Origin of the sequence: Microbacterium sp. 71-23, from assembly GCF_001897265.1 — a bacterium.
In the GTDB taxonomy this organism is placed as follows: domain Bacteria; phylum Actinomycetota; class Actinomycetes; order Actinomycetales; family Microbacteriaceae; genus Microbacterium; species Microbacterium ginsengisoli.
In genome coordinates this window covers 22,248-35,534 of record NZ_MKSL01000016.1, presented here as the reverse complement: position 1 = coordinate 35,534, position 13,287 = coordinate 22,248, and the positions used below count along the sequence as shown (strand labels likewise).

12 protein-coding genes are annotated in these 13,287 nt (G+C 71.8%); 3 read left to right on the top strand and 9 right to left on the bottom strand.

Annotated features, from left to right (window positions below):
* Positions 1–8: 8 nt before the first annotated feature.
* The 5 genes from katG to BGO15_RS06220 all read right to left on the bottom strand — a co-directional run bounded on the left by katG (position 9) and on the right by BGO15_RS06220 (position 4,233).
* Complete coding sequence (gene katG, locus BGO15_RS06240; RefSeq protein ID WP_045248278.1) at positions 9–2,261, bottom strand: catalase/peroxidase HPI; 2,253 nt, start codon at positions 2,259–2,261, stop codon at positions 9–11.
* Positions 2,258–2,722, bottom strand: coding sequence for a Fur family transcriptional regulator (locus BGO15_RS06235; RefSeq protein WP_200930831.1), 465 nt, complete (start codon positions 2,720–2,722; stop codon positions 2,258–2,260). The genes katG and BGO15_RS06235 overlap by 4 nt, the downstream gene beginning before the upstream one ends.
* A gap of 62 nt (positions 2,723–2,784) precedes the next feature.
* A complete protein-coding gene (locus BGO15_RS06230; RefSeq protein ID WP_048808919.1) occupies positions 2,785–2,991 on the bottom strand; it encodes a DUF3499 family protein in 207 nt (68 codons plus the stop codon).
* Between the two features lie 50 nt (positions 2,992–3,041).
* Positions 3,042–3,350 carry a hypothetical protein gene (locus BGO15_RS06225; RefSeq protein WP_137877478.1) on the bottom strand — a complete coding sequence of 103 codons (309 nt, stop codon included), beginning with the start codon at positions 3,348–3,350 and terminating at the stop codon, positions 3,042–3,044.
* Between the two features lie 34 nt (positions 3,351–3,384).
* A complete protein-coding gene (locus tag BGO15_RS06220; protein WP_048808917.1) occupies positions 3,385–4,233 on the bottom strand; it encodes a cutinase family protein in 849 nt (282 codons plus the stop codon).
* 126 nt (positions 4,234–4,359) lie between these two features.
* Here BGO15_RS06220 and BGO15_RS06215 point away from each other — a divergent pair, with 126 nt between their 5' ends.
* Positions 4,360–4,794, top strand: a complete 435-nt coding sequence (locus BGO15_RS06215; RefSeq protein WP_416361461.1) for a metallopeptidase family protein — start codon at positions 4,360–4,362, stop codon at positions 4,792–4,794.
* Between the two features lie 6 nt (positions 4,795–4,800).
* On the opposite strand, the gene BGO15_RS06210 is transcribed toward BGO15_RS06215, so the two are convergent.
* The 4 genes from BGO15_RS06210 to manA form a co-directional block, all read right to left on the bottom strand.
* Positions 4,801–6,207 carry a DUF5719 family protein gene (locus BGO15_RS06210; protein ID WP_056518928.1) on the bottom strand — a complete coding sequence of 469 codons (1,407 nt, stop codon included), beginning with the start codon at positions 6,205–6,207 and terminating at the stop codon, positions 4,801–4,803.
* Entirely contained in the window at positions 6,204–9,071 is a 2,868-nt protein-coding gene (locus BGO15_RS06205; RefSeq protein WP_056206493.1) for a glycosyltransferase, read from the bottom strand. The genes BGO15_RS06210 and BGO15_RS06205 overlap by 4 nt, the downstream gene beginning before the upstream one ends.
* A gap of 72 nt (positions 9,072–9,143) precedes the next feature.
* Positions 9,144–9,464: a WhiB family transcriptional regulator gene (locus tag BGO15_RS06200; RefSeq protein WP_048808915.1), complete on the bottom strand. Its 321-nt coding sequence runs from the start codon at positions 9,462–9,464 to the stop codon at positions 9,144–9,146.
* Between the two features lie 133 nt (positions 9,465–9,597).
* Positions 9,598–10,764, bottom strand: a complete 1,167-nt coding sequence (gene manA, locus BGO15_RS06195) for a mannose-6-phosphate isomerase, class I (protein ID WP_056518930.1) — start codon at positions 10,762–10,764, stop codon at positions 9,598–9,600.
* A gap of 39 nt (positions 10,765–10,803) precedes the next feature.
* Here manA and BGO15_RS06190 point away from each other — a divergent pair, with 39 nt between their 5' ends.
* Both BGO15_RS06190 and BGO15_RS06185 read left to right on the top strand, forming a co-directional pair.
* Entirely contained in the window at positions 10,804–11,997 is a 1,194-nt protein-coding gene (locus BGO15_RS06190; RefSeq protein WP_273189661.1) for a hypothetical protein, read from the top strand.
* Complete coding sequence (locus BGO15_RS06185; RefSeq protein WP_056206571.1) at positions 11,994–13,286, top strand: O-antigen ligase family protein; 1,293 nt, start codon at positions 11,994–11,996, stop codon at positions 13,284–13,286. The genes BGO15_RS06190 and BGO15_RS06185 overlap by 4 nt, the downstream gene beginning before the upstream one ends.
* The last annotated feature ends 1 nt before the right edge of the window (position 13,287 follow it).

The window sequence follows — 13,287 nt, the reverse complement described above, 5'->3', positions numbered from 1 at the left end:
GTCGTGGCTCAGACGAGGTCGAACCTGTCGAGCTCGGTGACCTTCGTCCAGGCCGCGACGAAGTCGCGCACGAACTTCTCGGTCGCGTCGTCGCTCGCGTAGACCTCTGCGACCGCACGCAGCTCCGAGTTCGAGCCGAACACCAGGTCGGCGCGGGTCGCCGTCCAGAGGGCCTCGCCCGAGCCATCCGACGTCGCCTGGAAGGCGTGCGAGCCGGGATCGATCGGAGCCCACGTGGTGCCGAGGTCGAGCAGGTTCACGAAGTAGTCGTTCGTGAGCACGCCGACCCGGTCGGTCAGCACGCCGTGCGCCGAGCCGTCCCAGTTGGCACCGAGCACACGCAGACCGCCCACCAGCACGGTGGTCTCCGGCGCGCTGAGGGTGAGCAGGTTCGCCTTGTCGATCAGCAGATACTCGCCGCGCAGCGTCAGTCCGCGGCGCTGGTAGTTGCGGAAACCGTCGGCCGCGGGCTCGAGGTACTCGAACGACTCGGCGTCGGTCTGCTCGACGCTCGCGTCCGTGCGTCCCGGGTGGAACGGCACCTCGACCTCGACGCCGCCCTCGCGCGCGGCCTTCTCGACACCGGCATTGCCGGCGAGCACGATCAGATCGGCGAGCGAGACGCGCTTGCCCGCGGGCGCATCGGCGTCGAACGCCGCCTTGATGCCCTCGAGAACGGCGAGCACCTTCTGCAGCTGGGCGGGGTTGTTGATCTCCCAGTCCTTCTGAGGCGCGAGGCGGATGCGCGCACCGTTCACGCCGCCGCGCTTGTCGCCGCCACGGAAGGTCGACGCCGCCGCCCACGTGGTGGAGACGAGCTCGGACACGGTGAGCCCGGAGGCGAGGATCTTCTCCTTGAGGGATGCCGCGTCCGCCCCGTCGATCAGTTCGTGATCGACGGCGGGCACCGGGTCCTGCCAGATGAGCTCCTCGGCGGGCACCTCGGGGCCGAGGTAGCGCACCTTGGGACCCATGTCGCGGTGGGTGAGCTTGAACCAGGCGCGCGCGAAGGCGTCGGAGAAGGCGTCCTGGTCGGCGGCGAAGCGACGCGAGATCTTGTCGTACTCAGGATCGAAGCGCAGCGCCAGGTCGCTGGTGAGCATGCGGGGCTCGCGACGGCCGTCGGAGTGCGCGAGCGGTACGAGGTCGCTTCCGGCGCCGTCCTTCGGACGCCACTGCCACGCACCCGCGGGGCTCTTGAAGAGCTCCCACTCGTAGCCGTAGAGGATGTGGAAGAACTCGTTGTCCCAGCGCGTCGGGTGATAGGTCCAAGTGACCTCGAGCCCGCTGGAGATCGTATCGTCGCCCGTGCCGGTGCCGTGCGTGTTCTTCCAACCGAGGCCCTGCTGCTCGAGCGGCGCACCCTCGGGGTTCTCCCCGACGGTCGTGTCGGGGGCTGCCCCGTGCGTCTTGCCGAAGGTGTGGCCGCCGGCGATGAGGGCCACCGTCTCCTCGTCGTTCATCGCCATGCGGCGGAACGTCTCGCGGATGTCGCGGGCCGACTTCAGCGGGTCGGGCTCGCCGTTGGGACCTTCGGGGTTGACGTAGATGAGACCCATCTGCACGGCGGCGAGGGGCTTCTCCAGGTCGCGGTCGCCCGAATAGCGCTCGTCACCGAGCCAGGTGGTCTCGGGCCCCCAGTAGACGTCGTCGTCGGGCTCCCAGACGTCGACGCGCCCGCCGGCGTAGCCGAACGTGCGGAAGCCCATCTCCTCGAGCGCGACGTTGCCGGCGAGGATCAGGAGGTCGGCCCAGGAGATCGACTGGCCGTAGGTCTTCTTGACCGGCCACAGCAGGCGCCGCGCCTTGTCGAGATTGACGTTGTCGGGCCAGCTGTTCAGGGGCGCGAAGCGCTGCTGCCCGGCCCCGGCGCCGCCGCGGCCGTCGAAGATGCGGTAGGTGCCGGCGCTGTGCCATGCCATGCGGATGATGAGCGGACCGTAGTTGCCGAAGTCGGCCGGCCACCAGTCCTGGGAGGTGGTGAGCACCTTCGCGATGTCGGCCTTCACAGCGGCGAGGTCGAGCGCCTCGAACGCCGCCTTGTAGTCGAACTCCTCGCCCACCGGGTTCGCGACCGCGGGGTTCTTCGCGAGGATGCGCAGGTTCAGGCGCTCGGGCCACCACACGCGGTTCGCGTCGCCCGCGGTCGGCGAGGGAAGGCGCCCCTCGGGTGCGCTGTCGCCGGGGGCGGATCCGACGGGAAGGCGCGTCTCATCGGCGCCGTCGTGGGGCACCGGGCAGCCGGTCGTGATGTCGGTCATCTCGTTCCTTTCGTGGGGGTCTGGGGGATGTCTGCGGGGGCGGCGCACGCGGCGCACAAGCCCCAGAAGGTCACGTCGGCGGTGTCGAGCACGAAGCCGCGCGTGTCGTCGGGCTGGAGGCAGGGCGCCTCGCCGATCACACAGTCGACGTCCTCGATGCGCCCGCACGAGCGGCAGACGAGATGGTGGTGGTTGTCGGCCACCCGCCGTTCGTAGCGCCCGGGGTGGCCGGCGGGCTCGATGCGTCGCAGGAGTCCCGCGCCGCTGAGGTCGCCGAGCGCGTTGTAGACCGACTGCAGACTCGTGCCGGGCAGTGCGTCGCGCACGCGCGCGAACACGTCGTCGGCGCCGAGGTGCTCGTCCGGGCGCACGGCGGCGAGCACCGCGCGCCGTGTCTCGGTGACCCGCAGCCCCGCTCGCCGGATGGCGGCATCCGCGTCGCTGTCGTGTATGTGGGGCACACCCCCAACGCTAGCGCTGTTTTTGAGTGAATCAAAAAAGAACGCGACGTGACGAGTCGGTGTCAGCGGGCCAGCGCGTCGTGGGTCAGCACGACCCACCCCTGCGGCACCGACAGGCGTTCGGTGTGCGCCGCGCACAGGTCGTGCGCGTGCGGATCACCCGCGCGTCCCAGCGGGCCGAGAGCGGCCATCCGGTCGCCGTAGTCGTAGGTCAGCGTCGCGACGGCTTCCCGGGCGCACCCGATCTTCGAACACAGTCGCCCTCGCACGGCTCGACCCTACGCGCGGTCGCGCATCGCCCGACGCTGCCGCGCCGGGCTCAGCCGCCGAAGGCCGCGACGTTCCAGAGATACACGGCGAGCGCGAGCACCGCCGTGATCGCAGAGCCTGCGATCGGAAACCACACGGTGCGCGCACCGTGCGCCTTGAACGCCACCGCTCCCGCCGCGGCGACGAGCCACAGCACGACCGCGACGATCGTGTAGACCACGGTGTTCCAGTAGACCGGCGCCGTGCTGCAGCCCGGGGCGCACGACGGCGACAGCCACCAGGTCGACCAGGCGAAGAACGAGCCCGCCGCGGCGACCAGCAGCTGCACGACGAGAAGGATGCCGGTGGCCCGCGCCACACGCAGGTGCGTCGCGAGGGACGGTACCGAGCCGTCAGTGCGCGCGGAGCGTGCGTTGGAGGAAGGCATAAGCGTCATTCGTGAAATCCACCATGTACTCGTTGTGGAGCTCGATCGCGTTGGGGGCAAGACCGCTCTGGCAGAATGCATCTCCCGCGACGCAGTACGAGCGGATCTTGGAGGTCGTCTGCGGCTGGCTCGCTCCCGCAGGGGTGTCTTCCCAGGTGTATTGAGCGAGCATCGCGAGGCTTTCGGCCCTGCGAGGGAAGATACCCCATCCGGTGCCGGAACCGGGAGCATTCCACGGCTCGCCGGGCACGTAGCTCGGATCGCCGAACAGCACGACACCCGTGATCATCGCGCGCTCCTGCGCGGTGAGACTGAATCCGCTGGCCGCGCCGAACTCGTTCTGCGGCGCAAGGGTCTGCAGGATGACGTGCGCACCCTGGGAGTGACCGGCGAGCACGACCTTGGGCGGAGTGGCGCAGCCGGCGAGTTCGTCCAGCTCGGCCTTCAGCGCCCGCGCGCCTTCGTTCATGCTGCCGAGGTAGAAGCCGTCCAGCGACGCCGGGTAGTCGAGGCTCTCGACCCAGGCGGTCGTCCCGGAGGCCGAGGCATCCATCGTGAACCGCGCCGCGAGCCCCGCGACCTGGCCGAATCCGCCGTCGTTCCACGTGCGCCCACCGTCGCCCGAATCGGTGCCGGCCGGCGCTCCCGTGCCGCGCACGCCGATGAAGACGACGTCGGCGTCACACTTCGCGGAAACCGTCGTTGCGGCGCGTGAGGAGGCGGTGGCGGGCGCGCTTATCAGCGCCACCAGTCCCATTCCGATCACCGACACCGCGAGGACGGCGGCAACGACTCGTTGCCTGAGCGAGCCCACGCCACCCCTTATCCCCGAGCATGGTCAAAGTACGCCCCGACCGTAGGTTACGGGCGACCCTGTGACCTGTCTGTAGGTAGATCGGGGGACAAATCGGTGCGGCCGACGGCTCGTTAGGCTAGCCGAATGATGCGTCGACGTTCCCGCCGCAGTGCCCGTGCGCTGCCCAGCCGGCACGGACGACACGGCCGCGAGGGCCGCAGCGCCGTCGTCCGCCCGCCGCTTCCCCCGCTCGAGACGCGTGTCGACCGCTTCGACCTCGCTGTCGGGAGCACCGCGGAATTCCTGCGCGGCGCATGGGAGGAGCTGCGGGAGGTGCGGTTCGAGATCGCGGACCTGCCGTCCGCCGAGACGCCGACCGGAGTGCCGCGGTGGAGCGTCGATGCGACGCAGAAGCGCATCGTGCTCTATCGGCTTCCCATCGAGCGGATGAGCAGGCTCCATCGAAACGACGAGCACCACCGGCGCATGATCGTCGAGAGCTGCGTGTTCCGTGCGGCCGCAGAGTACCTCGATCGCGATCCGTGGGATCTCGGGCCCGAGCGGTTCCGTTTCCTCTGAGCTGTCTCAGCGATCGACGATGACCGTGACCTGCGCGGTCTGGCTGGCCGACGCCGCCACCGGGTAGGACGCCAGCTGCCCGGTGGCGCTGTAGCCTACGCTCGCGCTCACGGGCGCGCTCGCCGACAGCACGTAACCGGCGCCGCTGACCACCGGGACGGCGACGGACCCGGACGCGGGAACGGACACGGTGGTCGCCGAGCCGCCCGATGTCGGAGTGAGCGTGACGGATGCCGCGGCCTCGCCCGCTGCGATGGTGAGCACCGGTGACGGGCCTGCCGCGACGGCGACGATCGCATCGTCGGTGAGGCTCGGCGCCGCGGAGTACCACGCGAAATCCGAACCCTCACCGAGTCCGGTGGCCTGCCACACGGCGGCGACGACCGGGGCGGACGCGGTGACGGTCACAGTGACGCTTCCGGCCGCGAGGCCCGGAAGCTCCAGCTCGGTGGGGATCCCGGCCGCGAGCGGGATCTGCCGTGTCGAGAGCTGGCCGCCGCCGACCGCCGCGACCGTCACGGTCGCCGTCGTCGCGACGTCGGCTGAGAGGGCGCGCAGCACCGTCACCGGCGACGAGCCCTGGGCGCCGACGGCCGATGACGGCATCGTCACTCCGGGGATCACGACCCGTGTCGCTGCCTCCGCTGTCGCGGTGATCTGGTCGATCCCACCAGGGAGCAGGGTGCGGGTGAGACTCGACTGCAGGGCGGCGACGATGGCGGCGCCCGTGGCGCTCACGCGCAGCACCGGAGCCTCTTCGCCGGGCACGAGGCCGGCAAGCGGCAGCACGCGCTGGGATCGCGCCGGGACGACGAGGTTCTGACCGCCGGTCGGGCTCAGCGCGCCCTGCGAGCCGTAGGCCGTGATGTCGACCGTGGCCGGTACGTCCTCGGGGTTGGTGAGCACCACGACATCGGCGTATCCGGTCGTCGCGGCACCGCCCACGAGCCACTGCTGGGAGCGAGACGAGGTGCAGGCGCTGGCGGCGAATCCGCGCAGATCGTCGGCGCTCACCGAGCCGGACTGTGCGGCGGCCACGCCGACGCGAGCGCCGTTGGCCGGCGCCTGAGTGATCGTGGCCGGCGCGGAGCCGGGCACCGCCGGACTGGAGACCCGTCCGAGGACCGGGTCGCCGCCCGAGGCCGACGCCGTCGTCACCGCGACCGGACCCGCGTTGTCGAAGGCCGCGATGTCGGTGGAGCTGCGCCCCACCCCGATGAGCGGGCCGGTGCACGCGAGCGTCGTCGAGGATGCGGCCGGGGCCGCCGTGACGGCCGACTTGTCCGCGGCGACGATCGGCCAGGGCGCAGCCGCGGCGACACCCACGGCGAGGACGAGCGCCACGGCGACGGCGGCGCCCACGATCAGACGCGTGGACGTGGCCGCCCAGAACACGACGCGTTCGCGGGTCATCGGTCGTCCTCCCGAGCGCGCGGACCCACGACACGCGGGGTCTGGCGGGCGAGTCGCCGAGACGCGGCGGTCGGCAGCGAGAGCAGCAGCGCGATGACGACGATGGCGAGCTGCCCCACCCCGACCAGCGTGGCAGTGGCGGTGACGGATGCCGCGGCATCCGCTCGGGGCACGACCCCGGCGCGCACGGCCCAGAGCTCCCCCTTGGGAGTGAGGCCGACATCCGCGAGCTGCGCGTTCTGGTTCAGGGCGGCGGCTGCGGCGAGACGGGTCGCGCGAGCCGCGTCGGTCTCAGAGCCCGGCAGCGTCGGGATGAGGATGTATCCCACACCGGCGGAGGCGAGCGCCGCGAGCGGAGCGTCGGCGCCGGAGGAGAGTGTGTCGACGACCAGACCGGCGAACTGGACGGACGCCCCGGACGCCGACGTACGCGTGGCGAGCAGGGTCGACTGGCCGTCGAGGGTGGCGCCGCCGTTCCAGACGACGTCGAGAGAGATCGCTCCCGAGGAGAGCGGAGTGACGACGGCGGTCGCGACGTTCGGCGTGGTACGGGTCTGCGCGTCGACGAAGGCGGGCACCGTCGAGTCGGGGCCGTTGGTGATCTCGAGCGCGCCACGCCGCTCGGACGCGAGCAGCGGCAGGACGGCTGCCGCGCCGAGCACGACCAGGACGGCGATCGTGACGCCGCGTGCCGCCGCGGCCCGGACCGGCAGCCCGGCATCGAGCGTGACGAGCGCAGCGCCGACGACCCCCGCCCACGCCAGACTGAGAGCCGCGCCCGGCCACAGCGCGACGGGCGTGCCGTCGGCGGCGAACGCGACGCTCACCCCGACGGCGAGGAACGCCGTGCCGAGACCGAGGACCACGAGGATGAGGGCCGCGGCCCCCACGAACCAGCGCGGCGTGAGCAGCGAGGCCAGCGCCACGATCGCGAGCGGGGCCAGGAGCAGCGCCGGCGCCCACGTGGGGAGCCCGGGCAGGTGAGCGGAGACGAGCTGCTCCCACCCCCCGAGTCCATCCACGGGGAATCCGGCCACGAGCGCCAGGCGACCCGCGGCATCCGCGCTCGCCCCACCGGAGACGGTGATGCCCGGGTCGGCCAGGAGGCCCCACGGAGTGCCGGCGTTGATCTGTGCCCAGGCGAGGGGCAGGAAGACGACGACGGCCGGGATGATCGTCCACACGACCTGCGCGACACCCCGCCCCCCGCGCGCGACCACTGTGGAGATGACGGCCAGCACCCACAGCGCCACGAGCGCAGGAGCGAGGGACGGCGACGCCGCCCAGACCACCACCATCACGAGGGAGGCCGTGCCGGCGGAGGCCCACGACCGATGCGCCACCGCGCCGGCGTAGAGCAGCCACGGGAGGGCGAGGTGCGCGATCAATGCCGCCGGCCGACCATCGACGAGCGCCACCAGGAAGGTGGGTGCGAGCGCCCACAGCACCGCACCGAGGATGCGCAGCGAGTCGCGGGAGGTGATCCGGGTGGCGGCGAACCAGCCGCCGAGAGCAGCGAGCGGCAGCGCGGCGATCCAGAGCACGACCAGCGCGCGCGACGGTGCCCCGGGAGAGAGGGTTCCGATCAGCGCGAGCAGGGCGGAGAACGGATCGGAGGGGATCGCGGCGTCCAATCCGACCGAATGGGCGCCGTACAACGCGTTCGCCCAGAGCTGCGAGAGCGTCGATGACAGCGGAGCCAGTGCTCCTCCGCCGAGCGTGGGCCAGGCCAGCAGAGCCGGGAATGCCGCGATGGAGACCACGAGCGCGGCCAGCACGACCCAGGCTCCGCCACCCGCGAAGAAGCGCAGCTCCTCGCGCGTCGGGCGGGCCGCGGCATCCGGATCACCGTCGGCCTCGACCCGCGTTCGCAGGTCCGAGCGGGAGATGCGCAGCAACGACAGAGACGACCACGCAGCCACCCGCGCGCGGCGGATGCGTGAACGCGACCGGGCGAGCGCGGCGGGCCGCCAGGCGGCGACGAGACCCGCACCCCATTCGGGGAGCACGAGCGCCGGGCTCTTGGCCACCAGGTGCATCACCGTGCGCCACAGAGTGATCGGGAGCAGGGTCAGCCAGTGGAGCGGGACGGCCCCCGCGGGGGCGTACGCGAGGCGCCGATGCAGTTGGGCCGTGCGGGTCGCGAACGCCCGAAGCCGACGGCGACGACGGGTGTCGGGGCTCGGCAGACCGGCGACACCATCACCCGCCACCGCGACCACGGCGCGGGGCTGCACGGTCACGCGATGCCCGGCGAGTCGGGCCCGGATGCCGAGGTCCAGCCCCTCGTCGGCACCGGCGAGCGCGTCGTCGAGACCGTCGAGCGCCCGCCACACCGAGGTGCGCACGAGGATGCCGCGCACGTCGGCGCCGAGCACGTCTTCCACGTGGTCATGCTGGCCCTGGTCGAGTTCGTCGTCCGCCAGGCCGATACGGCGCCCACCGTGGGTGAGGGTCTCTCCGAGCGAGACGATGAGCGCGGTGTCGTCGGCGCTCACGACCTTCGGGGCGACGGCCGCGACCGTCTGGGAGATCTCCAACGCGCCGACCAGGCGCGCGAGAGCATCGGGGGCGGGGGCGGTGTCCTGCGCGAGAAGCCACACCGCGTCGCCCGAGAGGCGCGCAGTCGCGAGCCGCAGGGCCTCCGCGAACGAGACGGCCGACCCCGCCGTGATGACGCCTTCGGCACCGGAGGTCCCGGCGATGTCGAGCACTTCGCCGGTTCCACCGCACACGACGATGGTCAGCGCGTCGATCTGACGGGTCTGCCGGGAGAGCGCGTCGAGCGTGGCGCGAAGATGCGCCGCGGCCGGGACGCGCCCGTCGGGGCGGACGACGAGGAGAGCGTGGACACGGTCGGGCATGACGTGGTCAGCCTAGGTGAGCGTCGACGCACTCCCCCGCGCCGCGCCGAGCGGCGCCGCATTGGGTGGAGGTCAGGCGCGACGCTTGAGCTTGCGGCGCTCCCGCTCGCTCAGCCCGCCCCAGATGCCGAAGCGTTCGTCGTTCTCGAGCGCGTAGTCGAGGCATTCGCCGCGGACGTCGCAGGTGGAGCAGATGCGCTTGGCGTCGCGGGTCGATCCGCCCTTCTCGGGGAAGAACGCCTCGGGGTCCGTCTGCGAGCAGAGAGCGTCCGTCTGCCACGAGAGCGGATTGTCGTCGTCGACCTCGGGGCGGCGTACGCCCGGGACGCCCAGGAACACCGGATCGACGAACCAGTTGCCGGGAACACTCGATCGGTACTGCGATGCCGACATCTCGTTCTCCCCTCCGCGTCCACCCGAAGCGCGTATGTAAATTACAGCGGTGTCATTCGGATTGGTCAAGTCGCGGATCATAAACACTCAACCATGAGTCGAAGGTTTGCGACGCGCCGGTCTGGCAGAGGTTTCAGCCCGCGTTCCCACCCGGCTCAGCCACAAACGCCTCACCCACGCCCGACAGCCGGACGACGGACTCATCGGCTGTCAGGAACACCGCGCCCCCGGGGACGAGAGCGATGGAGGTCGCGGCCTCACCGCCCGCGACCGACGGGGTCCCGGCCGTCGCCAGCACGATCGCCGGCCCCGAGATCGGCACCTCGACCGCACCGCCCTCGAGGCTCACCCGGGTGAGCGCGAAGTCGGGGATCGCCGGCGCGTAGCGTCGCACCGCGCCGGACACGACAGGCGCCAGCAACGGTGGCGCCGACGGACGGGTGTCGACGATGCGCAGCAGTTCGGCGACGTCGATGTGCTTCGGCGTCAACCCGCCCCGCAGCACATTGTCGCTCGCGGCCATCAGTTCCACCCCGAGGCCCGACAGGTAGGCGTGCAGGATGCCGGCCGGCAGGTAGACGGCCTCGCCGGTGCCGAGAGACACGTGGTTCATGAGCAGCGCGACCACGACGCCGGGGTCGCCCGGATTCATCGCCGCGACGCGGGTGAGGGCCTCGAGGCTCGCGGTGGGCTCGGCGGCGAACGCCGCGCGGGCCGCGGCATCCGGGGACTGCAGCGCCGCACCGACCGCGGCGGCGACCTCGTCACCCTCGCCCAGCACCCACGCGAGCACGGCGGCGAGCACGTCGGCATCGTCCTTCCCGGCGAGCCGGTCGGCGAGAGCGGAGACACCGAGCGCCTCGACGAGAGCCCGGGATGCCGCGACCGGCCGCAGCCCTGCCAGCGCGTCGAATCGGGCGCTCAGCGCCACCAGGATCTCGGGCTTGTGATTGTCGTCGCGGTAGTTGCGCGCCGCGTCATCGCGCGCGAGCCCCGACGCCTCCTCCGCGGCGAACCCGGCCTCGGCCTCGGCCTTCGACGGGTGCACCTGGATCGAGAGGGGCGCCGCGGCGGCGAGGAGCTTCAGCAGATACGGGAGGGGGCGTTCGCCGCGCGCCGTCAGCCACGCGTCGAGCGTCGGGGACCCCGGTGCGCCGACGAGCGCCGGAGACGCCGGATGGTCGCCGAACCAGGTCTCGGCCTCGGGCCGGCCCGACGGCGCACGGCCCTCGAGGTCGGCGATGAGAGTACTCGAACCCCAGGCGTAGTCGCGCGGAGCATTGGTCAGCGTCACGATCACCCTGTCAGCCTAGGCGGGCGCGACTACGCTGAGATCACGATGGCCGTGCACTCGAGACACCCGATCGCCGCGCCGCCCGCCGCCCCGCTCCGCGAGACGACCCCGCACCTGCTGCTGCGCGCGTGGTGCCTCGTCGCGCTCGTCATCCTGGTGGGTCTCCCTCTCTGGGCATCGCTGCTCGGCCCCGACGTCGCCGAGCTGCTGCTCGCCGCCTCGCTCGTGGCCACGCTCGCGATCTGGCTCTTCGGCCGCGGGCGCCTCGCCTGGCGCCGGCTGCCGTGGGCGGCGCTCGCGTTCGTCGTCGTCGCGGCGACGACCATCGCCCTCTCCCCCGATCGGGCGACGCTCTGGCCCGCGGCACTCGCTCTCGCGTCCGCCGCGGTGCACGGCCTCTTCCTGGCGAGTGTGCTGACGTGGGTCGAGCTCGTGATCGCGCTTTCGTCGGCGGCGTCATGGGTGCTCGGGGCCGGACTCGCGCTGGAGGCGTGGGCGGCGACCGTGCTGCGCGGACCTCTCGAGGGCGCGACCGGGCTCCTCGTGAGCGACGGATCGCTCTGGCGTCTCGGCTCGATCACCGGTGGCCTCGGATCCCCCGACGTCCTCGCGGCGACGGCCCTCACCGGCCTCATCGCGACCGGCGCCCTGCTGCGTGCTCGGGCATCACGGCGCGGGGTGCGCGGGATCGTCCTGGCGCTGCAGCTTGTGATGTTCGTGCACGCCTGGTCGCCCGCGGGCGCGGCGGCCGCACTCGCGGTCGGGCTCGTGCTCACCACCCAGCTCCTCATGCGGACCGTGCGGCGTTTCGGCGGACGCACGCCGCTGTACGCCGCGTACACGGCCGCCGCCGTGGTGCTCTCGCTCATCGTGGTCGTGCTGTGGCCGCGGGAGGTGACCATCGCTCCGGCGTGGAGCGGCCTCTGGCTCACCGCCGGCCCCGTCGCGACGGTGCTCGGCGCCGCGGCACTGGCCGGCGCCGTGTGGCGATCGTGGTTCTTCGGCGTGGACCGACCGAGATGGGACATCCGCGACGACCGTCCCTACTCGGCGCTCACACTCGTGCCGACCCTCGCTCTGACGGTGACCCTCATCCACTCGGCGACCTCGCCGGCCGGGCTGCCGCCCTCGGCGTGGGCACTCGTCGTCGCCGTGACGTTCGCGATCAAGCGCGCGCCGCGCGTGACCGGCGATGCGCCCGCGCGCGGCGCCGTCTCTGAGCAATGGCGGTCTCGATGACGGATGCCGCCTCCGCCCGCCCGCCCGAACACCCCCTGACCACGCTCCTCGGCTCCGACAGATTCGCGCACGCCTTCACGATGACCGCTTTCCTGGTGGTCTGCTGCCGCACGGTCATCGAACGGACAGCGGGCATCGCGACCTACGTCACCATGGTGGCGGTGCTGTCGGTGCTCGCGGTGGCCGTCCTCCTCGCCCACCGACGCGTCATCTCCCTCCCCCGGCTGACCACGCCGCTCGCCGTCGGATTCGTCGGGTGGGCCGCCCTCAGCCTGCTGTGGAACACCGACCCTCAGGCCGGCCTCGTCTCAGCGGTCTCGATCGTCGCGATCGCGCTCGTCGGGGTCGCGATCGCGAACACCCGCGACACGCTCGAGGTCGTGCACGCGCTCGCCAACGTCGCGCGCATCGTGCTCGTGCTCTCGCTCGCCCTCGAACTGCTCGCGGGTGTCTTCCTCGACCATCCCATCGACGTCCTCGGCATCCAGGGCAACATCGCCTCGCTCGGACCCATCCAGGGCATCTTCGGCACCCGCAACGCCCTCGGGTTCACGGCGGTGATGGCGATCGTGACCTTCGTGATCGAGTGGCGAGCGAACACGGTCTCCCCGTGGCTCTCGCTCGGCTCCGTGCTGCTCGCCGGAGCGCTCGCCCTCCTCACGGGATCGCCGATCGTGCTGGTCGTCGCGATCGCCGGCGCGGTGGCGACATCCGTTCTGCTGATGGTTCGGCACACACGGGCGCCGTATCGGTCCGCCGTGCAGTGGACCCTCGGCGCCGCCGTGCTCGCCAGCATCGTGCTGGCCTACCTGCTGCGCCAGCGCCTCATCACCCTGATCGGCGCCGACAACGACATCAACGCACGCTACGACCTGTGGCTCACGGTGCTGCGATTCGTGCGCAGCCACCCCTTCCGAGGATGGGGCTGGTTCGGACCGTGGATCCCCGGCGACATGCCGTTCTCGGCCATCAACGCCAGCCTGGGCACGACCAACCTGTCGGCGCTGAACGCCTTCTTCGACGCGCTGCTGCAACTCGGCTGGATCGGGTTCGTCCTCTTCTTCGCGCTCTGCGCGACGGCCTTCGTGCGTTCATGGCTCGACGCATCCAACCGGCGCTCGGTCGTCTACGCGTGGACGCCGCTCGTGCTCGTCGCCCTCATCGTCTACTCCTGCTTCGAGAGCTTCGCCCTCTCGGGATTCGGATGGCTGCTGCTCGTCGTCTGCGCGACGCGCGCCTACGAGCACCAGTCGCTGTGGGAGTGGCGAGGAAGGCTCGGTAGGATGTGAG

Excerpts from the sequence above, each read along its gene's own strand:
- BGO15_RS06215 (WP_416361461.1), top strand. The coding sequence starts at position 4,360 with ATGATGCGTCGACGTTCCCGCCGCAGTGCCCGTGCGCTGCCCAGCCGG.
- BGO15_RS06190 (WP_273189661.1), top strand. The coding sequence starts at position 10,804 with ATGGCCGTGCACTCGAGACACCCGATCGCCGCGCCGCCCGCCGCCCCG.
- BGO15_RS06185 (WP_056206571.1), top strand. The coding sequence starts at position 11,994 with ATGACGGATGCCGCCTCCGCCCGCCCGCCCGAACACCCCCTGACCACG.
- katG (WP_045248278.1), bottom strand. The coding sequence starts at position 2,261 with ATGACCGACATCACGACCGGCTGCCCGGTGCCCCACGACGGCGCCGAT.
- BGO15_RS06210 (WP_056518928.1), bottom strand. The coding sequence starts at position 6,207 with ATGACCCGCGAACGCGTCGTGTTCTGGGCGGCCACGTCCACGCGTCTG.
- BGO15_RS06205 (WP_056206493.1), bottom strand. The coding sequence starts at position 9,071 with ATGCCCGACCGTGTCCACGCTCTCCTCGTCGTCCGCCCCGACGGGCGC.
- BGO15_RS06200 (WP_048808915.1), bottom strand. The coding sequence starts at position 9,464 with ATGTCGGCATCGCAGTACCGATCGAGTGTTCCCGGCAACTGGTTCGTC.